Annotated in this window: 22 protein-coding genes; 13 read left to right on the top strand and 9 right to left on the bottom strand. The window is 72.9% G+C overall.

Annotation, left to right across the window (positions count from 1 at the left end):
• Nucleotides 1–24: 24 nt before the first annotated feature.
• Both ACIQK6_RS10320 and ACIQK6_RS10315 read right to left on the bottom strand, forming a co-directional pair.
• Nucleotides 25–945, bottom strand: a complete 921-nt coding sequence (locus ACIQK6_RS10320) for an NADP-dependent oxidoreductase (protein ID WP_329098392.1) — start codon at nucleotides 943–945, stop codon at nucleotides 25–27.
• A 42-nt stretch (nucleotides 946–987) separates the two neighbouring features.
• Nucleotides 988–1,707, bottom strand: coding sequence for a DUF2470 domain-containing protein (locus ACIQK6_RS10315; RefSeq protein WP_329098390.1), 720 nt, complete (start codon nucleotides 1,705–1,707; stop codon nucleotides 988–990).
• A gap of 155 nt (nucleotides 1,708–1,862) precedes the next feature.
• On the opposite strand from ACIQK6_RS10315, the gene ACIQK6_RS10310 reads away from it, so the two are divergent.
• The 4 genes from ACIQK6_RS10310 to ACIQK6_RS10295 all read left to right on the top strand — a co-directional run bounded on the left by ACIQK6_RS10310 (nucleotide 1,863) and on the right by ACIQK6_RS10295 (nucleotide 4,760).
• Nucleotides 1,863–2,258 carry a cell division protein SepF gene (locus ACIQK6_RS10310; RefSeq protein WP_189739116.1) on the top strand — a complete coding sequence of 132 codons (396 nt, stop codon included), beginning with the start codon at nucleotides 1,863–1,865 and terminating at the stop codon, nucleotides 2,256–2,258.
• A 67-nt stretch (nucleotides 2,259–2,325) separates the two neighbouring features.
• Entirely contained in the window at nucleotides 2,326–3,750 is a 1,425-nt protein-coding gene (locus ACIQK6_RS10305) for an ATP-binding protein (protein WP_402694652.1), read from the top strand.
• A complete protein-coding gene (locus ACIQK6_RS10300) occupies nucleotides 3,747–4,151 on the top strand; it encodes a nucleotide pyrophosphohydrolase (RefSeq protein WP_329098387.1) in 405 nt (134 codons plus the stop codon). Before ACIQK6_RS10305 ends, ACIQK6_RS10300 begins: the two co-directional genes overlap by 4 nt.
• Nucleotides 4,152–4,274: 123 nt before the next feature.
• The gene (locus ACIQK6_RS10295) at nucleotides 4,275–4,760 is read left to right on the top strand and encodes a DUF6099 family protein (protein ID WP_329098385.1); all 486 of its coding nucleotides are present in this window, start codon (nucleotides 4,275–4,277) and stop codon (nucleotides 4,758–4,760) included.
• 72 nt (nucleotides 4,761–4,832) lie between these two features.
• On the opposite strand, the gene ACIQK6_RS10290 is transcribed toward ACIQK6_RS10295, so the two are convergent.
• Nucleotides 4,833–5,072, bottom strand: a complete 240-nt coding sequence (locus ACIQK6_RS10290) for a hypothetical protein (protein WP_329108307.1) — start codon at nucleotides 5,070–5,072, stop codon at nucleotides 4,833–4,835.
• Nucleotides 5,073–5,276: 204 nt separating this feature from the next.
• Between ACIQK6_RS10290 and ACIQK6_RS10285 the strand changes: the two genes are divergently transcribed.
• The 9 genes from ACIQK6_RS10285 (at nucleotide 5,277) to ACIQK6_RS10245 (ending at nucleotide 17,782) form a co-directional block, all read left to right on the top strand.
• Complete coding sequence (locus tag ACIQK6_RS10285; RefSeq protein ID WP_329098383.1) at nucleotides 5,277–6,200, top strand: LLM class F420-dependent oxidoreductase; 924 nt, start codon at nucleotides 5,277–5,279, stop codon at nucleotides 6,198–6,200.
• Nucleotides 6,201–6,215: 15 nt separating this feature from the next.
• Nucleotides 6,216–7,130 (top strand): homocysteine S-methyltransferase, encoded by a 915-nt coding sequence (gene mmuM, locus ACIQK6_RS10280; RefSeq protein WP_329098380.1) that lies wholly within the window; start codon nucleotides 6,216–6,218, stop codon nucleotides 7,128–7,130.
• A 68-nt stretch (nucleotides 7,131–7,198) separates the two neighbouring features.
• Nucleotides 7,199–8,764 carry a 3' terminal RNA ribose 2'-O-methyltransferase Hen1 gene (locus ACIQK6_RS10275; RefSeq protein ID WP_329098378.1) on the top strand — a complete coding sequence of 522 codons (1,566 nt, stop codon included), beginning with the start codon at nucleotides 7,199–7,201 and terminating at the stop codon, nucleotides 8,762–8,764.
• Complete coding sequence (locus ACIQK6_RS10270) at nucleotides 8,761–11,343, top strand: polynucleotide kinase-phosphatase (RefSeq protein WP_329098376.1); 2,583 nt, start codon at nucleotides 8,761–8,763, stop codon at nucleotides 11,341–11,343. Before ACIQK6_RS10275 ends, ACIQK6_RS10270 begins: the two co-directional genes overlap by 4 nt.
• A 215-nt stretch (nucleotides 11,344–11,558) precedes the next feature.
• A complete protein-coding gene (locus ACIQK6_RS10265; protein WP_329098374.1) occupies nucleotides 11,559–12,035 on the top strand; it encodes a hypothetical protein in 477 nt (158 codons plus the stop codon).
• A gap of 46 nt (nucleotides 12,036–12,081) precedes the next feature.
• Nucleotides 12,082–13,308, top strand: a complete 1,227-nt coding sequence (locus ACIQK6_RS10260) for an arginine deiminase (protein ID WP_327382764.1) — start codon at nucleotides 12,082–12,084, stop codon at nucleotides 13,306–13,308.
• 125 nt (nucleotides 13,309–13,433) lie between these two features.
• Nucleotides 13,434–14,480 carry an ornithine carbamoyltransferase gene (gene argF / locus ACIQK6_RS10255; RefSeq protein WP_329098371.1) on the top strand — a complete coding sequence of 349 codons (1,047 nt, stop codon included), beginning with the start codon at nucleotides 13,434–13,436 and terminating at the stop codon, nucleotides 14,478–14,480.
• Between the two features lie 166 nt (nucleotides 14,481–14,646).
• The gene (locus ACIQK6_RS10250; RefSeq protein WP_329098370.1) at nucleotides 14,647–15,474 is read left to right on the top strand and encodes an enoyl-CoA hydratase family protein; all 828 of its coding nucleotides are present in this window, start codon (nucleotides 14,647–14,649) and stop codon (nucleotides 15,472–15,474) included.
• 4 nt (nucleotides 15,475–15,478) lie between these two features.
• Nucleotides 15,479–17,782 carry a bifunctional salicylyl-CoA 5-hydroxylase/oxidoreductase gene (locus ACIQK6_RS10245; RefSeq protein WP_402694651.1) on the top strand — a complete coding sequence of 768 codons (2,304 nt, stop codon included), beginning with the start codon at nucleotides 15,479–15,481 and terminating at the stop codon, nucleotides 17,780–17,782.
• Nucleotides 17,783–17,824: 42 nt separating this feature from the next.
• Here ACIQK6_RS10245 and ACIQK6_RS10240 read toward each other — a convergent pair whose 3' ends face one another.
• The 6 genes from ACIQK6_RS10240 to ACIQK6_RS10215 form a co-directional block, all read right to left on the bottom strand.
• Complete coding sequence (locus ACIQK6_RS10240; RefSeq protein ID WP_329098366.1) at nucleotides 17,825–19,378, bottom strand: M12 family metallo-peptidase; 1,554 nt, start codon at nucleotides 19,376–19,378, stop codon at nucleotides 17,825–17,827.
• Between the two features lie 147 nt (nucleotides 19,379–19,525).
• A complete protein-coding gene (locus ACIQK6_RS10235) occupies nucleotides 19,526–19,951 on the bottom strand; it encodes an SgcJ/EcaC family oxidoreductase (protein WP_384834741.1) in 426 nt (141 codons plus the stop codon).
• Nucleotides 19,952–20,025: 74 nt separating this feature from the next.
• On the bottom strand, nucleotides 20,026–20,865 hold the full coding sequence (locus ACIQK6_RS10230; protein ID WP_329098365.1) for a GNAT family N-acetyltransferase: 840 nt from the start codon (nucleotides 20,863–20,865) through the stop codon (nucleotides 20,026–20,028).
• Between the two features lie 44 nt (nucleotides 20,866–20,909).
• Entirely contained in the window at nucleotides 20,910–21,254 is a 345-nt protein-coding gene (locus ACIQK6_RS10225) for a hypothetical protein (protein ID WP_329098362.1), read from the bottom strand.
• Between the two features lie 186 nt (nucleotides 21,255–21,440).
• Nucleotides 21,441–22,241 (bottom strand): PaaX family transcriptional regulator C-terminal domain-containing protein, encoded by an 801-nt coding sequence (locus ACIQK6_RS10220; RefSeq protein ID WP_329098360.1) that lies wholly within the window; start codon nucleotides 22,239–22,241, stop codon nucleotides 21,441–21,443.
• Between the two features lie 9 nt (nucleotides 22,242–22,250).
• Nucleotides 22,251–23,906, bottom strand: coding sequence for an AMP-binding protein (locus ACIQK6_RS10215; RefSeq protein WP_402694650.1), 1,656 nt, complete (start codon nucleotides 23,904–23,906; stop codon nucleotides 22,251–22,253).
• Between the last annotated feature and the right edge of the window lie 54 nt (nucleotides 23,907–23,960).

Below are 23,960 nucleotides of genomic sequence, written 5' to 3'. Positions count from 1 at the left end.
CTCAGCAGGTGGGTGTGCAGGCCTTCAGACGGTCAGGACGATCTTGCCGCGGGTGCGGCCCGCGGCGCTCAGCTCCCAGGCCCCGGCGGCCTCGGCGAGCGGCAGCGCATGCGCCACGTTGACCGTGAGCTTCCCCGCGTCGGCCAGTTCCGCCAGGAAGGTCAGGTCGGCGGTGTCCGGGCGCACCCACAGCTGGTGGGCGCCCTTGGCGGCCGCGTCGTAGTCGGCGATGGAGACCACCCGGTGGCGTTCCTTGACCAGGGACTGGAGCGTCTCGATGACGCCGTCGCCGTAGAAGTCCAGGCCCGCGTCGATGCCGTCGGGCGCGAGCTCGCGGATCCGGTCCGCCATCCCCTCCCCGTACAGCACCGGCTCCGCGCCGAGGGAGCGCAGGTACTCGTGGTTGTGCGCGCCCGCCGTGCCGATGACCCGCAGGCCGAGCGCGACCGCGATCTGCACGCCGAAGGATCCGGTGCCGCCGGCCGCGGAGTGGATGACCACGGTCTCGCCGGCCTTGAGGCCGGCGCGGGTGAGCGACTGGTAGGCGGTGAGGCCGGCCAGCGGGAGGCCCGCGGCCTGCTCGAAGCTCAGCTCGCGGGGCTTGCGGGCGAGGGTGCGGACGGGGGCGGACACCAGCTCGGCGTACGTCCCGAGTTCGACCCATTCCTTGCGGACGTAGCCGTAGACCTCGTCGCCGACGGTGTAGTCGAAGGTGTCCTCGCCGACCGCTTCGACGACTCCGGCCACGTCCCAGCCGGGTATGACCGGGTAGCGGACCTCGAGGATCGGGTCGAGGTATCCGGCGGCGAGCTTCCAGTCCACCGGATTGACCCCGGCGGCCTTGACGCGGACGAGCACCTCGCCCGGCCCCACCTTGGGCTTCGGTAAGTCAACGAGCTGGAGCGTGGCGGGAGTTCCGTACGTGCTGTATGTGATGGCCTTCATGATCGTCCCCAACGCGGTTCCGCGGCCGGGTATTCCGGTCCGTCAGGCCGGCAGGGTGTTGCGGTGCGAGCTCCGCCGGGCCGCGCTGAAGAGCGCCTGGATCTGCGTACCGGCCTGCTCGACGTCGTCCAGGGGCGAGGGGAAGGGAAGCCGTACGTCGCGGTGGCCGCGCCGTTCCTCCAGCCGCAGGGTGATCCCGTACCGGTCCATGGCGACCGGCAGCGCGCGGAGCACCGCGGCGGTGGGCAGCGGCCGGACCAGTCGCAGCAGCAGGGTGACCAGGTCGTGGTGGTCGTCGAGGAGGTGCGTGAGCATGCCCGCCTCGTACGGGGACAGCGGGTCGGGGCAGGACGCGTCCAGCTCCTCGAGGCCGACGTGCGAGATGCCTTCCGGCGTCTCCAGGACGGCCCGGTCGAACTCCATGCAGGTGGAGTCGGCGCCGGAGCCCTCGGCCAGGTCCGCGTAGGGGGTGAGCAGGCGGCCCAGCACGGTGACGCGGGCGCGCACCCGGTCCCGCACGGGGGTGGGGGCGACGTCGGTGAACTCCAGCCGGATCGACGGCCGGTACTCGGACTCGCCGCCGGGCTCGGCGGGGTGCAGGTGGAGCCGTCCCATGGGGTCGCTGCCGTCGAGGTGGCGGACCTCGGACCGCTGTCCGTCGGTGATCACGGTCATGGAGTGGGCGGCGGTGAGGATCGACCGGATGCGCTCGGCATCGGTGGGCCGGTCGGCCGGGGTGGCGGGGGCACCGAACAGGCGCATGCGGATCTCTCCTCGTCCGAGTGACTTAGGTATGCCTAACCTAACCTATCTGGCCCGTCGAGAGTACCCGGCGTGCTCGTGTCGTAGTTGGGCTGAACGGGTGAAACGCGAGAGGATGGGGGGATGCACATGAAGCGCACGGCCGAGGCGGCCCGGTGAGCAGGTACGACGTCACCGACGAACAGTGGGAGGGACTCGCGCAGGTGGTCCCCCTGCGCAGTCGCAACGAATGGCCCTCCCGGGTGGACCACCGCACGATTCCGAAGGCGCCCGGCGCGTCGGCGGCGGAGCAGCGGCGCTTCGTGGTGATCAGAGTCCAGATCTTCGCGGACGCGCGGGAGGTGGCGGAGTACCTGATCGCGCAGATCCCGGTACTGCTCGACCTCACCGGGGCGGACAGCGAAGTGGCCAAGCGGATCCTGGACTTCAGCAGCGGCGTGGTCTTCGGCCTGGGCAGCGGGATGCACCGGGTGGACCGGAACGTCTTCCTGCTCGCGCCGGTGGGGACCGAGGTCGAGGGGATCGCGGCCGCGGCCGTCCCCCGATCGTAGGAAGGTCCCCGCGAGGGAACGGTTCGCCGGAGCCGCGGGGGGTCCGGCGGGCCGTACCGTCCCGCGCATGGACGCCACCTTGGACGCGACGGCGGAGCGCACCGCCGTCGTCGTCGCGTTAGCCGACACCCGCACCGATCCCCCCGAGGCCGGACCGGCCGGCGAGCAGCCCGCCGCGGAGCCCCCGGCCGCGCCCGCCCCACCCGAGCCCGCCCCACCGGCTGTGCCGACCGCTTCCGAGACTTCCGAGACTTCCGCGGCCGATACGGCCGATACGGCCGACGCGGCCGGGGCCGTCGGCGGCCCGACCGTGCCGGCGCAGGCGGGCCCCGGCGGCTTCGGGCGCCCTGCCGAGCCCGCGCAGCGGCAGCCCCGGCCCGTCCTTACCGAGCTGCGGCTCTCCGCCTTCGGGACGCACCGCTCGGCGGTCTTCCCGCTCGGCCCCCTCACCCTCTTCGCCGGGCCGAGCGGCAGCGGCAAGTCCCAGGCCCTGGCGGCCCACGAGGCGCTGGCCGGGCTGGGGTCCGGGGCCTTACTGGAGGAGGTCTTCCCGGATCCGCGCGCCCGCATCCCCGACCGGGCCGTCCCCGACGCGCAGCGCCGGCGCGGGTTCCGCCTCGGCTGCACCGTGGACGGACCCGTCGGCCCGGTCCGGCTCGACCTCGCCGTCCAGGCCGAGCCCACGCTGCGCATCGTCGGCGAACGGCTCTCGCAGGACGGGCAGGTCCTGCTCGCCACGGCCCTGCGCGACCCCGGCCGGCGCTCGGTCCAGGCCGCCTGGCTGACCGGCGGCGCCATCGGCGTCACCAGGGCCCCGCTGCCCGACGACCGGCTCGGAACGGCCCTGCTCCCGCTCCGCGTCGCCGGTTCCACCGCGGGCCAACGCCAGGTCCTGGCCGCCGCCGAACAGGTGGTCGTGGCCCTGCGCGCGGTGTTCCCGTGCGACCCCCGCCCGGACCTGATGCGCGCCGCGGTCCCGCCGGGCGAGGGCCGGCTGCTGGGCGACTGCGCCAACCTGGCCGACGTGCTGCGCCGTACCCGCAGCGAATGCGGCACCCGTTACGCGCTGCTGGCGGAGGCGGCCCGCACCGGCTGCGCGGGGCCCGTCGCGGGGCTGGACGTACGGGCTCCCGCGGGCGGCGCACCCGTCGCGGCGGTACTGGACCGGGGCCCCGGCCGGCCCGCCACGGAGCTGGCCCGACTGGGCGCGGGCGAACTCCGCTTCCTCGCGCTGGCGCTGGTCCTGCTGACCGGGCCGGGGGTGCTGGCCGTGGACCCGGCGGCCGAACTGCTCTCCGCGCGGCAGGCGCTGACGGTGCTGGCCGACGACTTCGACCGGGGCCTCGATCGGCGCCAGAGCGCCGAACTGCTGCGCCTCGCCCTGCTGTCCTGCGGCCGCGGTCACATCCGGTTGGTGGCGGCCGTGGGGGAGGGGACCGCAGCCACCGCCCGAGACCTCCCGGGCGTCGCGGTGGTAGACCTGGGGGCATGAACGAGACGCAGCAGCCGCCCCAGCCGCCCCAGCCGTCCGAGCAGTGCCCCGAGGAGCGGCTGGACCGACTGCAGCGCCGGCTCGCGCAGTTCGCGGCGGCGCGCGGCTGGGAGCCGTACCACACGCCCAAGAACCTGGCAGTGGCGCTCAGCGTGGAGGCGTCCGAACTGGTGGAAATCTTCCAGTGGCTGACGCCCGAGCAGTCGGCGAAGATCATGGAGAAGCCGGAATCGGCCCACCGCGTGGCCGATGAGGTGGCCGACGTGCTCGCGTATCTGCTGCAGTTCTGTGAGGTTCTCGGGGTGGATGTGCTGGATGCGCTCGCCGCGAAGATCGAGAGGAATGAACTCCGCTTTCCCGTGCCGGGTACATCGACACCAAATGGTCACTCTTCGGAGTGATGGACTCATCCACAATCACGTTTCTGTCCACATTTTCCGAATACCCCTGGCTTTACTGACTCATTGCCCTCACTCTGGGTAGTGGTGAGGATGGCGGGATGTCGTGCGGACGGGGGACGGCATATGGATGCGGTACGGCTCATCGCGGCCGGCCGGCACGCGCTGGCACAGAGTGGGGCCGCGTGGGACATCGTGGGCGAGGCTTGGCAGGCCCAGGCGCTCGCGCAGGGTATAGGGAGCTATCTGGCGGTCACCGGGCCGCCAGAGCTGAGATCGGAGGCGCGGGGACTGGGGGAAGCGGGAGGCAGAGGCTGCGGGGTGCTCGATCGGGCGGCCCTGAGCGGCGAGGGAAGTGCGCCCGAACATCCGCCGCGGGCAGCGCAGTTGAGCGAGGTGTCGGATGTCCGGCAGGCGCTGCTCGGACTTCAGGAGCTGCTGGGTGAAGTGGGGATAGCGCTGGTCGGGGTGGCCTGCGGGACGGACGACGAGGCCCTCTACTGGCAGTGCATAGAGTCGATCGACGCGGCCGACGAGTCGAGCGACCGGGTACGGGCGATCCTGCGTCGCATGGTGGTTCGTGAGCGGGGATCGGCCTCGGGCGTGGCCTGAGGGCGGCACAGGTGGGGTCCCGCCGTGCGCGGCGGGACCCGAACGGTCAGGAAGACCGGTGGGACGGGCGGCCTAACCCTCGGGCGTGCGGTCCGTGGAGGTCTGGAGTTCGGCATCGAGCTGCGACAGGTCGGCGTTCAGCGCGGCCATCAGGTTCTCCATCTGCTGGAGCGGGCCGTTCGGCGCATCGCCGCCCTGGGCGGCTGCCTCGGGATCCTGACCTGCTCGGTCGCGCGGTGCCTGCGCTGCCCGTCCGGTCGGTCCGGTCGGTCCGGTGTGTCGGCGGGTCTCCGGCACGGCCTCGTGGGACATGGCGGCCTCCTCGGCCCTGTGGCCCTTCCGGGGCGGAAGGGGGAGGTGGACGCACCAGCGGGACGTCGCCGGCGCGCGGGCCGGGCGGTCCGGCTCCGTCCGAGCCAACGATCCCCGTACGGGCCGGTCACTGGCGGGCCCGGGGGTGGGTCGTCCGGTTGACGAAGGTTCACCCTGCCGAGGCGGGAAGTGCAGGATGGGGGTATGGATCTGCGCATTTTCACCGAGCCCCAGCAGGGTGCGAGCTACGAGACCCTCCTGACCGTCGCCAAGGCCACCGAGGACCTGGGCTTCGACGCGTTCTTCCGCTCCGACCACTACCTGAGCATGGGCGCCGCCGACGGTCTGCCCGGACCCACCGACGCGTGGATCACCCTCGCGGGCCTGGCCCGGGAGACCAAGCGGATCCGCCTGGGCACGCTGATGACGGCAGGAACCTTCCGGCTGCCCGGAGTCCTCGCCATCCAGGTGGCCCAGGTCGACCAGATGTCCGGCGGCCGCATCGAACTGGGCCTCGGCGCGGGCTGGTTCGAGCAGGAGCACAAGGCGTATGGGATCCCCTTCCCGGCGGACCGGATGTCCCGGCTGGAGGAGCAGCTGGCCATCGTCACCGGCATGTGGGCCACCGAAGCCGGCGCCTCCTTCGACTACGCGGGCAAGCACTACCAGGTGGAGAACTCACCCGCGCTCCCCAAGCCCGCCCAGACCAAGGTTCCCGTCCTCATCGGCGGCCACGGAGCCAAGCGCACCCCGCGGCTCGCCGCCCGCTACGCGGACGAGTTCAACATGCCCTTCGCGTCGATCGCCGACAGCGAGCGGCAGTTCGCCCGGGTCCGGCAGGCGGCCGAGGAGGCCGGTCGCAAGGCCGATGACCTGCGCTACTCCAACGCCCTCGTCGTCTGCGTGGGCAAGGACGACGCCGAGGTGGCCCGCCGGGCCGCCGCCATCGGCCGCGACGTCGACGAGCTCAAGGCCAACGGCCTGGCCGGCTCCCCGGCCGAAGTCGTGGAGAAGATCGGCGCCTACGGCGCCGCCGGCTCCTCCCGCGTCTACCTCCAGCTCCTCGACCTCGACGACCTGGACCACCTGGAGCTGATCTCCGCCCGAGTGCTCTCCCAGCTCCGTTAGGAAGGCGGCCAACCGATGCCACGCGCGTCCGGCCCGCTCGCCGAAGCCCTGGCCCGCAGGGCCGTGCTCCTGGACGGCGGGCTCAGCAACCAGCTCGCCGCCCAGGGCTGCGACCTCTCCGGCGACCTCTGGTCGGGCCGGGTGCTCGCCGAGCACCCGGACCAGGTGGCGGCCGCCCACGCGGCGTACACCACCGCCGGCGCCGAGGTGCTGATCACCGCCAGTTACCAGGTCGGCTACGCGGCCTTCGCCGCCCACGGCCACGACCGCACGGAGACCACCGCCCTGCTGCGCCGCAGCGTGCACCTGGCCGCCCGGGCCGCCGAGGCCGCCGACCACGAGGTGTGGGTGGCCGCCTCCGTGGGACCGTACGGAGCGGTGCTCGCGGACGGCTCCGAGTACCGCGGCCGGTACGGGCTGGGCGTGCGCGAACTCGCCGCCTTCCACCGCCCCCGCATCGAAGCCCTGCTCGCCGCCGGCCCCGACGTCCTGGCCGTGGAGACCGTCCCGGACAGCGACGAGGCCGAGGCGCTGCTCACCGTCCTCGCCGAGACCGGTGCACCCGCCTGGCTCTCGTACACGGTGGCCGAGGGCCGCACGCGGGCCGGGCAGCCCCTGCGCGAAGCCTTCGCCCTCGCCGCCGCGGCCCCGCAGGTCATCGCGGTCGGCGTCAACTGCTGCGATCCGGCCGATGTCCTGCCCGCCCTCGAAGCCGCGGCCGCCGTCACCGCCAAGCCGCTGCTGGCCTACCCCAACGACGGCTCGATCTGGAACGCCACCACCCGCACCTGGCACGCCCCCGAAACCCCCGCCCCCTGGCCCGCACAGACCTGGTACGCGACCGGCGCCCGCCTCGTCGGCGGCTGCTGCCGGATCGGACCGGACCGGATCGCCGCCCTCGGAGCGCTGCTGCCGGACCGGTCGCGGTGAGCCGGGGGCACCCGCCGGGACGAAAAACCAGGGGCACCCCGAGGAGGTGACCAGCGATAATCGGTCACGTGTTCCTGACGATCTCCACCACCGGCTCCCCCGAACGACCCGCCACCGACCTGGGCTACCTGCTGCACAAGCATCCCGGCAAGACGCAGGCGTTCTCCACCTCCCACGGCACCGCCCACGTGTTCTATCCCGAGGCCTCGGTCGAACGGTGCACGGCGGCCCTGCTGCTGGAAGTGGACCCCGTCGCGCTCGTGCGGCGCGGTCGGGGCAAGGGCCGGGGCGGAGCGCCGGACGCCGCGCTCGCGCAGTACGTGAACGACCGGCCGTACGCCGCGTCCTCGCTGCTGGCCGTCGCACTCAGCGGAGTGTTCCGCACCGCGCTCAAGGGGCAGTGCACCGCCCGCCCCGAGCTCCCGGAGCAGGCCCGGCCGCTGCGCGTCGAGATCCCGGTGCTGCCCGCCCGCGGCGGCGCCGCCCTCGTGCACCGGCTGTTCGGCCCGCTCGGCTGGGACCTCGTAGAAGCCGAGGCCGTAGCGCTCGACGAGCAGTTCCCCGAATGGGGGGACTCCCGCTACGTACGGCTCGTCCTGGAGGGCGAGCTGCGCCTCGCCGACGCCCTGCGGCAGCTCTACGTGTTGCTGCCGGTCCTCGACGACGCCAAGCACTACTGGATCTCCCCCGACGAGGTCGACAAGCTGCTGCGGGCCGGAGACGGTTGGCTCGCCGCCCACCCCGAGCACGGGCTGATCACCTCCCGCTACCTGGCCCGCCACAAGCGGCTGACCCAGGACGCCATCGAGCGCCTGGAACTGGTCCGCCTCGCCGAGGCCGACGGCAGCGAGGTCGAGGAGCTCGACAACGCGGTGGACGAGACCCGCGACACCGAGGAGCGGCCCGTGCCGCTCGCCGTGCAGCGGCGCGAGGCGATCCTCGCCGCCCTGCGGCTGGCCGGCGCCCAGCGGGTGCTGGACCTCGGATGCGGTCAGGGGCAGTTGCTCCAGGCGCTGCTCGGGGACCCGGCGTACTCCGAGATCGTCGGCATGGACGTGTCCGTGCGGGCCCTGCAGATCGCGGCCCGCCGGCTGCGGCTGGACCGGATGGGCGAGCGGCAGAGCGCGCGACTGAAGCTCATCCAGGGCTCGCTCGCCTACACCGACAAGCGGCTGGCCGGCTATGACGCCGCCGTGCTCAGCGAGGTCATCGAGCACCTGGACCCGGAGCGGCTGCCCGCGCTGGAGTACGCGGTGTTCGGTTCGGCCCGCCCCCGCACGGTCCTCGTCACCACCCCGAACGTCGAGTACAACGTGCGCTGGGAGACCCTGCCCGCCGGGCACGTCCGCCACGGCGACCACCGCTTCGAGTGGAACCGCGAGGAGTTCCGGGCCTGGGCCGAGGACGTCGCGCAGCGCCACGGCTACGGGGTCCGGTACGTGCCCGTCGGCGACGACGACCCCGAGGTCGGGCCGCCGACCCAGATGGCCGTCTTCACCCAGCACGACGGCGCTGCCGGCACCGACTCGGCCGGCACCACCCACCCGACCGCCACGGCCGGTACCACCGAAGCGGCCGGCACCACCGGCACGATCCACACCACCGACACCCCGAAGGAGGGCGAGGCAGCATGACCAGCACCGAGACCCCCCGTACGCGCACCCTTCCCGTCACCGACCTGTCCCTCGTCGTTCTGATCGGGGCCACCGGATCGGGCAAGTCCACCTTCGCCCGCAAGCACTTCAAGGCCACCGAGGTCATCTCCTCCGACTACTGCCGGGGCCTGGTCTGCGACGACGAGAACGACCAGAGCGCCAGCCGCGACGCCTTCGACGTCCTGCACTACATCGCCGGCAAGCGCCTCGCCGCCGGCCGCCTGACCGTCGTCGACGCGACCAGCGTCCAGCCCGAAGCCCGCCGGCAGCTGGTCGCACTCGCCCGCGAGCACGACGTCCTGCCGATCGCCATCGTGCTGGACATGCCCGAGCAGGTCTGCGCCGAGCGCAACGCCACCCGCCCCGACCGGGCCGGCCTGCCCCGCGCCGTCATCCAGCGGCACCGCCGCGACCTGCGGCGCTCGCTGCGCGGTCTGGAGCGCGAGGGCTTCCGCAAGGTCCACGTGCTGCGCTCCGTCGAGGAGGCCGAGACCGCCGAGGTGGTCCTCGAGAAGCGGTTCAACGACCTCACCCACCTCGCCGGCCCCTTCGACATCGTCGGTGACATCCACGGCTGTTCCTCCGAGCTGGAGACCCTGCTCGGCAAGCTCGGCTACGAGGACGGGGTCCACCCCGAGGGCCGCACCGCCGTCTTCGTCGGCGACCTCGTCGACCGCGGCCCCGACAGCCCCGGCGTCCTGCGCCGCGTCATGGGCATGGTCAAGTCCGGCAACGCCCTGTGCGTGCCCGGGAACCACGAGAACAAGCTCGGCCGTTACCTGAAGGGCTCCAAGGTCCAGCGGACCCACGGCCTCGCCGAGACCATCGAGCAGCTGGAGGGGGAGCCGGAGGAGTTCGTCCAGGAGGTACGGGAGTTCATCCGCGGCCTCGTCAGCCACTACCTCCTCGACGGCGGCAAGCTGGTGGTCTGCCACGCCGGGCTGCCCGAGAAGTACCACGGCCGCACCTCCGGCCGGGTCCGCTCGCACGCCCTCTACGGGGAAACCACCGGCGAGACCGACGAGTTCGGCCTGCCCGTGCGCTACCCGTGGGCCGAGGACTACCGGGGCAAGGCCGTGGTGGTCTACGGCCACACCCCGGTCCCCGACACCACCTGGATCAACAACACCATCTGTCTCGATACCGGCGCCGTCTTCGGCGGCCGGATGACCGCCCTGCGCTGGCCCGAGCGCGAACTGGTCGACGTACCGGCCGAGAAGGTCTGGTACGAGCCGGTCAAGCCGCTCGTCGCCGAAGCGCCGGGCGGGCCATGGGGGTCCCCCCGGACGGAGTCTGGGGGTGGCCGGCCGCTCGACCTGGCGGACGTGCACGGCCGCCGGGTCGTGGAGACCCGGCACCTGGGCAACGTCAACGTGCGCGAGGAGAACGCCGCGGCGGCCCTGGAGGTCATGAGCCGCTTCGCGGTGGACCCGCGCCTCGTCCCGTACCTGCCGCCCACCATGGCGCCCACGGCCACCTCCCGCGAGGAGGGCCATCTGGAGCACCCGGCCGAGGCCTTCGCCCAGTACCGGAAGGACGGCGTCGCCCAGGTGGTGTGCGAGGAGAAGCACATGGGCTCCCGCGCCACCGTCCTCGTCTGCAAGGACGCCGACGCGGCCCGCACCCGCTTCGGGGTCGACGGTCCGACCGGCTCCGTCTACACCCGCACCGGGCGGCCCTTCTTCAAGGAGCCGGAGGTCACCGAGGAGGTCCTCACCCGGCTGCGCGCCGCGATCACCGACGCGGGCCTGTGGGAGGAGCTCGACACCGACTGGCTGCTGCTCGACGGGGAACTCCTGCCCTGGTCCCTGAAGTCCGGCGGCCTGCTGCGCAACCAGTACGCCGCCGTCGGCGCGGCCTCCGGCGCCGTCTTCCCGGGCGCCATCGCCGCCCTGGAGGCGGCCACCGCCCGGGGCGTCGACACCGGCGAGCTGCTGGAGCGCCAGCGCGGCCGGGCCGCCGACGCGGCCGCCTTCACCGACTCCTACCGGCGCTACTGCTGGACCACCGACGGTCTGGACGGCGTACGGTTCGCGCCGTTCCAGCTGTTGGCGGTGGCCGGGCGGTCGTTGGCCGCGGTGCCCCACGACGAGCAGCTGTTCTGGCTGGACCGGCTGGTCGCCGCCGACGAGGCGGCCGGTACCGGACTGCTCCGGCGCACCGGCCGGATCCTGGTGGACACCGCGGACGAGGACTCCGTACGGGCCGGCACCGACTGGTGGCTGGCGCTGACGGCCGCCGGCGGCGAGGGCATGGTCGTCAAGCCGCTCCAGGCGTACGCCAAGGACGGCAAGGGTCGACTGGTCCAGCCCGGGGTCAAGGTGCGCGGGCGCGAGTACCTGCGGATCATCTACGGCCCGGAGTACACCCGTCCCGACCAGCTGGAGCGGCTGCGCGACCGGTTCCTCGGGCACAAGCGCTCGCTCGCGCTGCGTGAGTACGCGCTCGGGCTGGAGGCGCTGGACCGGCTGGCGGCCGACGAGCCGCTGTGGCGGGTCCACGAGGCGGTCTTCGCGGTGCTCGCGCTGGAGTCGGAGCCGGTCGACCCGCGCCTGTGAGCCGGCGCCGCCGCGCGACCGGGCCGCGTCAGCACGGTCCGTAAAGGGGTGGCCCCCGTACGGCCTCGAATTAGGTCGTATGGGGGAACTTTCGCGGAGAACTCCGGGAAAACCACCGGCGGGATCGTTCATCCAGGGCAGCGGAATGTCCGCGACACTGGAAGGACGGAACGTCACCTATGAAGATGACCGCGCGCGGAAGCATTGCGGCACTCATGACCTGTATGGCTGCGGCCGGAGCGGCCACCCCGGCCATGGCCCAATCGGTGCCGGTCGATCTCCCGCTCGACGCCTTGAAGACCACGCTGGGCGTGGACACCCCGCGCGTGGGCACGGGCGTGCCGATGCCGGTCGTGGGAGCACCCGAGTCGCCCCGCTTCCACAAGGGGAACATGCTCCCGACCCCACTGCTCCCGTCGGTGCCGGTCGGCACCGAGCTCGGCAGCACCCTCGTCACCTCCCCGCTGCCGAACCTGTTGGGCAAGCCGGAGACGGACGGCGAGGGTTCCGTCGAGGCGCCGGCCACCAACCTGCTCGCCCGGACCCCCGGCCTGGTCGCCGGCGGCCTGCTGACGATGCCGGACTCCTCCAACTCCGGGGTGCCGAACCTGACCGCGCCCGAACTGGGCCTGACCACCCCGGAGCTCACCGGCGCCCCCTCGGCGCTTCTCGGCCTCGGTACCCCTCGCTGAGCGGACGCCACGTCAAAAAGCCGTTCGGTCTGGGAATGTGTACGGCATGGGATTCCACGTCGACTCCGAGACCGGGCGGCTTCGCCGCGTCATCCTCCACCGGCCCGACCTGGAGCTGAAGCGGCTCACACCGAGCAACAAGGACGCACTCCTCTTCGACGACGTGCTGTGGGTGCGCCGGGCCCGCCAGGAGCACGACGGCTTCGCGGACGTGCTGCGAGACCGGGGCGTGGAGGTCCACCTCTTCGGTGACCTCCTGTGCGAGGCCCTCGACATCCCGGAAGCGAGACACCTCGTACTGGACCGGGTCTTCGACGAGAAGGAGTACGGGCCGCTCGCCACCGACCACCTGCGGTCGGCGTTCGACGGGCTGACCTCGGCCGAGCTGGCGGAGGCGCTGGTCGGCGGGATGACCAAGCGGGAGTTCCTGGAGCGGCACGCCGAGCCGGTGTCCGTGCGCTTCCACGCCCTGGACCTGGACGGGTTCCTGCTGGGCCCGCTGCCCAACCACCTCTTCACCCGGGACACCTCCGCCTGGATCTACGACGGGGTGTCCATCAACGCGATGCGCTGGCCCGCCCGGCAGCGCGAGACGGTCCACTTCGAGGCGATCTACAAGCACCATCCGCTCTTCACCACCTCCGGCGCCTTCCACTACTGGTCGCAGGGGCAGTCCGACTACCCCTCGACGATCGAGGGCGGGGACGTCCTGGTCATCGGCAACGGGGCGGTGCTGATCGGGATGAGCGAGCGGACCACCCCGCAGGCGGTGGAGATGCTGGCGCGCGGCCTGTTCGCGGCCGGTTCGGCGACGTCCATCGTGGCCCTCGACATGCCCAAGTCGCGGGCCTTCATGCACCTCGACACGGTGATGACGATGGTCGACGGAGATACGTTTACTCAGTACGCCGGGCTCGGGATGCTCCCCTCGTACACGATCGAGCCGGGCGGCGGGCCGCACGAGCTCAAGGTGACCGACCACCCGGAGGACCACATGCACCGGGCCATCGCGGGGGCGCTCGGCCTGGACTCGATCCGGGTGCTGACCGCGACGCAGGACGTGCACTCGGCCGAGCGCGAGCAGTGGGACGACGGGTGCAACGTGCTCGCCGTGGAGCCGGGGGTGGTGGTCGCCTACGAGCGGAACGTGACGACCAACACGCACCTGCGCAAGATGGGCATCGAGGTGATCGAGATCCCGGGCAGCGAGCTGGGACGGGGCCGGGGCGGGCCGCGCTGCATGAGCTGTCCCGTCGAGCGGGACGCGGTCTGAGGCGGGCCGGGCCGGGGGAGGCGTCCCGGGTCCGGGGGGAAGACCCCGGGCCCGGTCTGTATATCAATACAGGGGATCGTATAGACTTCCAACATCCCCTGTCACCGTGACGCTGGAGCGACCCCATGGCCACCGACCTCGCCGGCCGCAGTTTTCTCAAGGAGCTGGACTTCACGGCCGCCGAGTTCCGCGGCCTGATCGAGCTCGCCGCCGACCTGAAGGCGGCCAAGAAGGCCGGGGTCGAGCGGCGCCTGCTCGAGGGTCGGAACATCGCGCTGATCTTCGAGAAGACCTCCACCCGGACCCGCTGCGCCTTCGAGGTCGCCGCTGCGGACCAGGGCGCGCACACCACCTACCTCGACCCCGCCGGCTCCCAGATGGGCCACAAGGAGTCGGTCAAGGACACCGCCCGGGTGCTCGGCCGGATGTTCGACGGGATCGAGTACCGGGGTGACAGCCAGCAGGCCGTCGAGGAGCTCGCCGTCCACTCGGGCGTCCCCGTCTTCAACGGCCTTACCGACGACTGGCACCCGACCCAGATGCTGGCCGACCTGCTCACCATGACCGAGCACACCACCAAGCCGCTGGACCGGATCGCCTTCGCCTACCTCGGCGACGCCCGCTTCAACATGGGCAACTCCTACCTCGTGACCGGTGCGCTGCTGGGCATGGACGTGCGGATCGTCGCGCCCCGGTCCTACTGGCCCGCCGAGTCGGTGGTGGCCGCGGCGCGGGAGCTCGCGGCGCGGAGCGGAGCCCGGCTCACCCTGACCGAGGAGGTCGCCGAGGGGGTCGCCGGGGCGGACTTCGTCGTGACCGACATCTGGGTGTCCATGGGGGAGCCCAAGGAGGTCTGGGACGAGCGGATCGCGGTCCTGTCCCCGTACGCGGTGACCATGGACGTGCTGCGCGCCACCGGGAACCCGGACGTGAAGTTCATGCACTGCCTGCCGGCCTTCCACGACCTCGGCACCAAGGTGGCCCGGGAGATCCACGAGCGGCACGGGCTCGACTCCCTGGAGGTGACGGACGAGGTGTTCGAGTCGGAGCACTCGATCGTCTTCGACGAGGCCGAGAACCGGCTGCACACCATCAAGGCCGTGCTCGTCGCCACCCTCGGTCGACCCGGACGGTCCGGCCAGTCCGGCCAGTCCGGCCGGGGTGACGCATAGTCATACGCCGCGCCGTGCGCCGCGCCCTGCGCGGGCGGGGCGGGGCGATCGCCGCAGTCGCTCGAGGTCGGGGCCTCCGCCCCACAGGGCCCCACGGGGCCGCTGACGGAGCGCATATGTTGCGCTTCTGTGACGGCAGTCACGATCTGGTGATACCGTCGGTGGCGTGAGCCCCTTCACCGGTTCCACACCAGCGACCGAACGGTGGCACCACCTCCGGGTCACCCGGCAGGACGGCGTCGCCACCGTCACCTTCGACCGCCCCGAGAAGCTGAACGCGCTCACCTTCGGCGCCTACGCCGACCTGCGCGATCTGCTCGGCGAACTGTCCCGCGAGCGCTCCGTCCGCGCCCTCGTGCTCGGCGGAGAGGGGCGCGGCTTCTGCTCCGGCGGGGACGTCGACGAGATCATCGGCGCCACCCTCGCCATGGACACCGCCCAGCTCCTCGACTTCAACCGGATGACCGGCCAGGTGGTGCGCGCACTGCGCGAATGCCCCTTCCCGGTGATCGCAGCCGTACACGGGGTCGCCGCCGGGGCCGGCGCCGTCCTCGCACTCGCCGCCGACTTCCGGATCGCCGACCCCACCGCCCGCTTCGCCTTCCTCTTCACCCGCGTCGGTCTCTCCGGCGGGGACATGGGCGCGGCCTACCTGCTGCCCCGGGTCGTCGGCCTCGGCCACGCCACCCGCCTGCTGATGCTCGGAGAGCCCGTACACGCGGCCGAGGCCGAGCGGATCGGCCTGCTCAGCGAGCTCACCGAGGAGGGCAAGGCCCACGTACGGGCCGCCGAACTCGCCGCGCGCCTGGCCTCGGGCCCCGCCCTCGCCCACGCGCAGACCAAGGCGCTGCTCACCGCCGAGCTCGACATGCCGCTGGCCGCATCCGTGGAACTGGACGCCAACACGCAGGCCCTGCTGATGCACGGCGAGGACTACGCGGAGTTCCACGCGGCCTTCACCGGGAAGCGGCCGCCGGAGTGGAAGGGCAGGTAGTCACATGACTCCTGGTGTCATGCGGGTCGCCGTCGTCGGCGGGGGACCGGGAGGGCTGTACGCCGCCGCGCTGCTGGCCCGCCAGGGCCACACGGTGGAGGTCTGGGAGCGCAACGCCCCGGACGACACCTTCGGTTTTGGCGTCGTCCTCTCCGACGAGACCCTCGGCGGCATCGAGCGGGCCGACACCGTCGTCCACACGGCCCTGAGCGCGGAGTTCGTGCGCTGGGACGACGTGGACATCGTGCACCGCGGCCGACTGCTGACCTCCGGCGGCCACGGCTTCGCGGCCATCGGGCGGCGCCGGCTGCTGGAGATCCTGCACGAGCGCTGCGCGGGCCTCGGCGTCCGCCTCCGCTTCCGCTCCGAGGCCCCGCCGGCGGCCGAACTCGCCGCCTCGTACGACCTGGTGGTCGCGGCCGACGGCGTGCACAGCGCGATCCGGGAGGCCGGCGCCGCGCACTACGGGCCGACGCTGACCGGCGGACGCTGCCGCTACATCTGGCTCGCCGCCGACTTCGCCTTCGACGCCTTCCGCTTCGAGATCGCGGAGACCGAGCACGGGGTCATGCAGCTGCACGCCTACCCCTACGCCCGCCCGTCGCCCGACCACCACCCCTCATCGGGGCCCTCCGGGCCGCAGAACCAATTCGGCGCCTCCACGGTGATCGTGGAGATGCGCGACGAAGTGTGGCGGGCGGCCGGCTTCGACCTGTGCGACGAGGGCGAGTCGGCCGCCCGCTGCGCCAAGATCTTCAGCGAGGCCCTGCGCGGACGGCCGCTGCACGGCAACCGCTCCGCGTGGACACAGTTCCGCACCGTCGTCAACGCGCGCTGGTCGCACCGCAACACGGTGCTGCTCGGCGACGCGGCCCACACCGCCCACTTCTCCATCGGGTCGGGGACCAAACTGGCGGTGGAGGACGCGCTCGCGCTCGCCGAGGCAGTCGGCGCCGTGCCGGACGACGTGCCGGCCGCCCTCGCCGCGTACGAGGCGGCCCGCCGGCCGGCGGTCGCCAGTACCCAGCGGGCCGCGGCCGCGAGCCGGCACTGGTTCGAGGAGATCGCCGGTTACGTCGACCAGCCCGCCCGGCAGTTCGCCTTCAACCTGCTCACCCGCAGCCGCCGGGTCACGCACGACAACCTACGGCTGCGCGACGCACGGTTCACACGGGCCGTGGAAAGGGACTTCGGCTGCCCGGACGGCACCCCCGCGATGTTCACGCCCTTCAACCTGCGGGGGCTGACCCTGCGCAACCGGGTCGTCGTCTCACCGATGGACGTGTACTCCGCCGAAGACGGGGTGCCGGGCGACTTCCACCTCGTACACCTGGGCGGGCGCGCCCTCGGCGGGGCCGGGCTGGTGATGACGGAGATGGTCTGCGTGTCCGCCGAGGGTCGCATCACCCCCGGCTGCACCGGCCTCTACACCCGGGAACAGACGGCCGCCTGGAAGCGGATCGCCGACTTCGTCCACGCCTCGGCGCCCGGCACCGCCCTCGGCGTCCAGCTCGGGCACGCCGGCCGCAAGGGCTCGACCCGGGTGATGTGGGAGGGCATGGACGACCCCCTGCCCGAGGGCAACTGGCCGCTGGTGGCCGCCTCCGCCCTGCCCTACCGGCCGGGCGTCTCGGCGCTGCCCCGCGCCCTCGCACACGGGGACCTGGAGGCGCTGCGCTCCGATTTCGCGGCCGCCGCCGTCCGCGCCGCCGACGCGGGATTCGACCTGCTGGAACTGCACTGCGCCCACGGGTACCTGCTCTCCGGCTTCCTGTCCCCCCTGACCAACCACCGTGACGACGAGTACGGCGGCTCCCTGGAGAACCGGCTGCGCTTCCCGCTGGAGGTCTTCGACGCGGTGCGCGCCGTCTGGCCCGAGGACCGCCCGATGACGGTCCGGCTCTCGGCCACCGACTGGGCACCCGGAGGAACCTCGCCCGAGGACGCGGTGCGGATCGCGGCCGCCTTCGCCGACCGTGGCGCGGACGCCATCGACGTCTCGACGGGCCAGGTCGTCGCGGACGAGGCCCCCGAGTACGGGCGCTCGTACCAGACCCCGTACGCCGACCGGATCCGGGCCGCGCTCGGCGTCCCCGTCATCGCCGTCGGAGCCATCTCCTCCTGGGACGACGTGAACTCCCTGCTGCTGGCCGGCCGCGCCGACCTCTGTGCCCTCGGCCGCCCCCACCTCTACGACCCCCACTGGACCCTGCACGCGGCCGCCGAGCAGTCCTACGAAGGCCCCGGCGCGCCCTGGCCGGCCCCGTACCGCGCGGGCAGCCGCACACCGCCGACGGGCCGCGGCTAGGCCGCGGCCCGTACGGGGAGCCGAGTGGTGCGGGGCGTGCCCCTACGGCTGCGGGATCGGGACGAACAGGGCGTTGATGGTCCGGTTCGCGTTCATCGTGAGCTGGTAGTTCGGGTTGTTGCCCTCCAGCTCGATGCCGTCCACCGCCCAGGCGTCGAACTGGAAGCCGGGGTTGGGGACGGCGGTGACGGTGACCTGCGTGCCGGGGTCGTACGGGCCGTACTCGCTGACCCGGACCGTGCCCGCGCCCACGGGGTCGTGCAGCAGGGTGAGGGAGCGGCGGTTGGTCACGAGCGAGGCGCGGTATCCGGCCAGCGTGTCCGCGTTCTGCAGCGCGACGGCGGCGTTGTTGTTCTGGGCGTTGCCCAGGATCTGGCCGTTCCAGGTGCGGTCGGGGGTGGAGTACGAGTTGACCACGTTGCACGCCTGGGGGCAGGCGGTGGAGTACGCCATGAGCGTGCGGTGCTGGCCGTTGGGCGTCACCCAGCCGTAGTTGAACGTGCCCGCGGGAGTGGCGCCGCCCTGGCTGATGACCGTCGCACGGTCGTGCTTCATGCCGAAGTTGTGGCCGATCTCGTGCGCGAGGTTCTCCCAGGCCGTCACGGAGCCGATGCTGGTGACCGAGAACGCGGCACTGTCGGTCGTCGCGGTCGGGCCCGGGTCGGGCAGGCTCGCCGCTCCGGAACTGTCCTCGAAGGGGACGGCGGCCAGGAGCGCCACCAGGTCGCCGCCGTACTGGTTGCGCCGGGCGGCGGCCGTGGCACCGAGGACCGTGTTCGCGGGGTTGCTGATCATGCTGAGCAGGGTGTTGACGTTCTCGTTGGGAACGCCCGTGGCCGCGGTCTGGTAGGTGTGCACGACGTGCACACTGGCCGGCACGTTGTCGGTGGCGAGGGCCCGGTTGAGCTGGTTCACGCCGTAGGAGATGCGGGACTGGACCGCCTGCACACTGCCCATCACCGCGACGGTGGCCGGCGTATAGGCGACGACGATGTCGATGGCGGCCGGGTCGTTGGGCGTGGCGGCCCGCAGACCCGGCTTGTGCGGCTTGTGCGGGTGGTGCGGCTTGTGCGGCTTCTTCGCGGGGACGTTGACCGTGTCGACTCCGATCCCGCTGGGCGGCAGTGCGAGGGAGTCGATCTCCTGCAGCTCGTACCAGCCCGGACGCTCGGCCAGCGGCTGGTAGGCGTACTGGCGGAAACCGATCGTGATGACGCCGGAGAGGGTCACCGGTCCTTCGGTGCAGGCCCCGATGGCGGACACGGAGATGGTGTTCTCCGGGTTCTTCGGGTCGTGGCCGCCCCAGTACACCGTGCCGTCCGGGTCCTGGCGCTGGAAGTCCTGCACCGCGGTGAAGCCCTTTTTGTGGCCGAACAGCGGGAACGTGCGGCGCTCGGGTCTGCCTTCCTTCTGCTCGCCGCACAGCGAGCGGAACGCCTTGGCGTCCGTGCGCTGTGCGGCGGAGCGCACCACCCAGGGCTCGTGCTCGTCCCCGCCCGTTCCGGCGGAGGCGGCGGGTGCGGTGGCGGCGAGTGACAAGGTGGCGGTGAAGGCGGTCGCCGCGGCGGAGGCGGCGAGCAGGAAACGACGGCGCATGAGGGACATTGGCCCCTCTGTGGGGTTTGTCCCGCCGTGTATTCCGTGGCAGGGGCCACGCCACGCCGGTACGACCGCCCCCCGCCCGCCGACCGGGCCGAGGTTCACCCGAATACGGGGCGGGCCCACAAAGGATGCGGCGTCCGGTCAGGCGGCCTGCGCCTTGGGCACCTGCGTGTTCTGGCAGACGGTCAGGAGCCAGCGGCCGTCGTCGTCCTTGGTCATCACGTACGTGGGGACGCCCTCGTCCCCGGGGCCGTCGGCCGAGTGGTAGAGCTGACGGACCTTGACCGCGGCCACGTCCGGGCGGAGGAACTGGAGGTGGGTGACGGTGTAACTGACCCGGCCGTCCCAGCTCGCGCCGGGGAGGACCGCGCGGGTGAACTCGGAGATGGCGTCCAGGCCGATGAGGACCTTGCCGCCGCCGGTGGTCCACAGGGCGTCGGGATGGAAGAGGGAGAGGAAGGCGTCGGGATCCTTGGCCTGCTGGGAGGCCTCGACGGCGGCCACCACCTGGTGAATGGCCTCGATGTCAGCGGTACGGGCCGTGCTTTCGGTCGTCATGTGGATCATCATCGGACCTCAAGGGTGCTTGAGGTCAAGACCCGGCTCGCCCGTCGGTACGGACCCCGCCGCGGGCCGGCCCGTCACGCCGCGACGATCTCGGCGCGGTCCTCGACCGGGGTGTAACCCAGGCGCAGGTAGACGCCGTTGCTGGTGGGGTTGGCCAGGTCCGTGAAGAGGAGGACCTCGGTGGCGCCGGCCGCGTACGCCGCTTCGCTCACCGCGTGCGTGACCCCGGCGGCGTAGCCGCGGCCGCGGTGCTCGGGCGGGGTGTAGACGGGGCCGACGCGGGAGGTCGAGCCGATCGGGCGGGAGAAGCCGGCCAGCGATACGGGGGTCCCGGCGTGCTCCCACAGCCGGAGCCCGCCGTAGGAGATCCGGTCGCGCAGCGCGGCCTCGGAGGGGCTGCCTTGAAGGCCGACCTCCGCTCTGAAGGCCGTGGTCCACTCCAGCAGCAGCGGGAGGTCCGACCCGGTGGCGGACCGGGCCCGTCCGGCCGGAGCGGGGTCCGGGGCGACCAGGCCGGCCAGCCGGTACAGGCGCAGTTCCTCGGCGATCCGGTTGGGGCGCCCCCAGACTTCGGCCAGCGCCTCCGCGTCCGGGCGGCGGGCGTTGAACCGGTGCGTCCCGGCGAGCAGCGGCTCGCCGGCGAGCACGCCCCCGAGTGCCCGGACCGCCTCCCCGGGCAGTACGCCGAGCACGGCAGGGAACGGCGGGGTGCACAGCAGGCCGCCGGCGACGACGCCGTCGGCCCCCGTCCACCAGCCGAAGAAGGGGGTGCCGTCGCCGTAAGCACCGGGCCCGCGGCGCTGCAGCCCGTCGGCCACGGTCAGCAGAAGGGTGTTGGAGACGGGCCGCGCGGCCGCGGCCGGGCCCGCCACGGCCAGATAGGCCGTCAGGTCCGTGGTGAAGGTCCAAGTCATGACCCATCGTGGCGCGGCGCGCGGCCCGCCCGCACCCGGATTTCTCACGCGGGCAGCCACCCCGGCCACCACGGCGGCACGTTGTCCGGCCCGCACCGCTCCAAGTTCCCGGGGTAGCCGTCCAGCGTCCCCTTCGAGGCGAAGAAGACGAGCACCACCACCGCGAGCACGAGCAGGACTGGCACGGGCCGCGACCACAGGGGCAGCGGTCGCGAGAGGAAGGCGATCAGCAGCGCGAGCACGGCGCACCCCGGCACCATCAGCACCAGCAGGAAGGTCATCTCGAACCGACCGCCAGCCTCCCAACCGGCGTCGCAGTACGCGCGGGCGTGCGAAGCGAGTGCGACGGCGGCCCACCCGGCCACGGCTCCGACCAGCGCCGCCGCCACCAGCAGGAGGCCCGTGGCCCGCCGCCCGGCCGGCCCTACCGGTGCCTGGCGCCGGGTCTGCGCCTGGGGCGATGGGTGCCGCGGGGGCGGAGGCGGGGACGGATGCGGGGACGGATGCGGAGGCTGGAACGGGTGCGGAGGGAGATCGGAATGCGCCACACCACCTCGTGACGCGATCCCCTCCGCCTACGGTTGCGCGAACCCGGCCCCGACGTCGCGCAGCCGTTCGTGCAGTTCGGCGAAGACGGCCGCCGCCCGGTCGCCCGGCCAGTCCGCCGGGAGCAGGTCGCGCGGCAGGCCCGGGTCGGCGTACGGCAGCCGACGCCAGGTGTCCAGGGCCCGGAGGTAGTCCCGGTAGGCCTCCTCAGTAGTCGGCTCCGGGCCCGACCGGAGCCGCCGCAGGACGGGTTCGTGCAGGTCGAGGAATTGCTCGTGTTGCTTGGCCAGGGCCGCCAGGTCCCACCAGCGGGCCACCGCCTCGGCGGTCGGGGCGAAACCGAGGTGGGCGCCGCGGAAGAGTTCCACGTACGGGGTCAGGTGCAGCCGCTCCAGGGTGTGCGCGGTTTCCTCGGACAGTCGGGCCGGGGCGATCCACACGCCCGGCGCCACCGCGCCGAAACCGAGCCGGGCCAGCCGTGAGCGGAGCAGGTGCCGCTTGCTCCGTTCCTGCTCGGGGACCGAGAACACCGCCACCAGCCACTCGTCCGTCAGCTGCGGGCTGCCGTAGATCCGTCGGTCGCCGTCGTCCAGCAGCTGCCGGGCCTCCTCGGAGAGCCCGTACGCCGCCGAGCCGTCCGCCGCGCGTTCGGGCAGCAGGAAGCCGCGCCGCTTCAGCCGGGACACCGACGAGCGGACCGACGGGGCGTCCACGCCGGCCGCGCCCAGCAGGCGGATGAGCGCGGCCACCGGGACCGGGCCCTCGAAGGCCCGCCCGTAGGCTCCGTAGAACGTGACGATCAGGGATCGCGGAGTGTGCTGCTCGACCACGGGTTCACTCTAGATCCTGTCGGGCCGGTCGGGTCGGGCTCCGGGATCGCGCAGCCGGAAGCGCTGCAGTTTGCCCGTCGCGGTACGGGGGAGGGCCGGGAGGAAGACGAAGGAGCGCGGGCACTTGTGCGGGGCCAGTTCCGCCCGCATGAAGGTGCGCAGGACCTCCTCCGTCAGCACCGCACCGTCGCGTGCCACGGTGTACGCCACCACGATCTGCCCGCGCCGCTCGTCCGGGAGGCCCACCACCGCCGCCTCCACCACGTCCGGGTGGCGCAGCAGGGTTTCCTCCACCTCGGGGCCCGCGATGTTGTAGCCCGCCGAGACGATCATGTCGTCAGCCCGGGCGACGTAGCGGAAGTAGCCCTCCGGATCGCGCACGTAGGTGTCGCCGGTCAGGTTCCATCCGCCCTGTACGTACTCCCCCTGCCGGGGATCGGCCAGGTAGCGGCAGCCCACCGGGCCGCGCACGGCCAGCAGTCCCGGCTCGTTGTCCGGGACCGGGCGGCCGGCCCGGTCCACCACCCGGGCCTCCCAGCCCGGGACCACCCGGCCCGTCGTACCGGGCCGGATGTCCTCGTCGGCGGCGGAGATGAAGATGTGCAGCAGCTCGGTCGCCCCGATGCCGTTGATGATGCGCAGGCCGGTGCGCTCGTACCAGGCCTGCCAGGTGGCGGCGGGCAGGTTCTCCCCGGCCGAGACGCAGCGGCGCAGCGCCGACAGGTCGTACATGCCCACGTCGTACGGGCCCAGCGCGTCCAGCATCGTCCGGTAGGCGGTGGGCGCGGTGAACAGCACCGTCACCCGGTGCTCCGCGAGGGCGGGCAGCAGCCGGCGCGGCACCGCCTCCTCCAGCAGCAGCGCCGAGGCACCGGCGCGCAGCGGGAAGACGACCAGTCCGCCGAGGCCGAAGGTGAAGCCGAGCGGCGGGCTGCCCGCGAAGACGTCGTCCGGGCGGGGCCGCAGCACGCTGCGGGAGAAGGTGTCGGCGACGGCGAGCAGGTCGCGGTGGAAGTGCATGCAGCCCTTGGGCCGCCCGGTGGTCCCGGAGGTGAAGGCGATCAGGGCCACGTCGTCCGCGGAGGTCGGGGCGGCCGGGAAGGGATCGGGATGTCTGGCGGCCAGCCGGAGCAGGTCCCCCGGGGCCGATCCCCCGTACACGGTGATCCGCAGCCCCGGCACCTCGGCCTTCACCAGGTCGTCCAGCACGTCCGCGTGGCACAGGGCGTGCCCCACCCGGGCCATCGCGCAGACCGTGGCCAGCTCCTGGGCGCGCTGCTGGGGCAGCACGGTGACGGCCACCGCGCCCGCCTTCATCACCGCGAGCCAGCAGGCGGCGAGCCAGGGGTCGGTGGGTCCGCGCAGGAGCACCCGGTTGCCGGGAACCACGCCGAGGTCGGCGGTGAGCGTGTGGGCCAGGCGGTCCACGCGCTGGCGCAGGTCGCCGTACGACCACACCTCGCCCGAGCCGCTGCGGAAGGCCGGGCGGTCGGCGCCGGCCGGGCCGAACCGGGCGATGGTGGCGTCGAGCAGCTCGGCCCCGCAGTTCAGGCGGTCCGGATAGGCCAGCTCGGGCAGCTCGAAGAGGAGCTCCGGCCAGGTGTCCGCGGGTGGCAGGTGGTCACGGGCGAAGGTGTCGGTGTGAGCGGAAGGCTTGAGGTCCAAGGCGGGTCGCCCCCCTTGCAGCGGTCCGGGGTGGGGTGGAGCCGGCCGTGCGGT

It is taken from the genome of Streptomyces sp. NPDC091682, assembly GCF_044756625.1.
Classification (GTDB): domain Bacteria; phylum Actinomycetota; class Actinomycetes; order Streptomycetales; family Streptomycetaceae; genus Streptomyces.
Note: the sequence above shows the minus strand (reverse complement) of the source record. Positions and strands in the feature narration are given on the sequence as shown.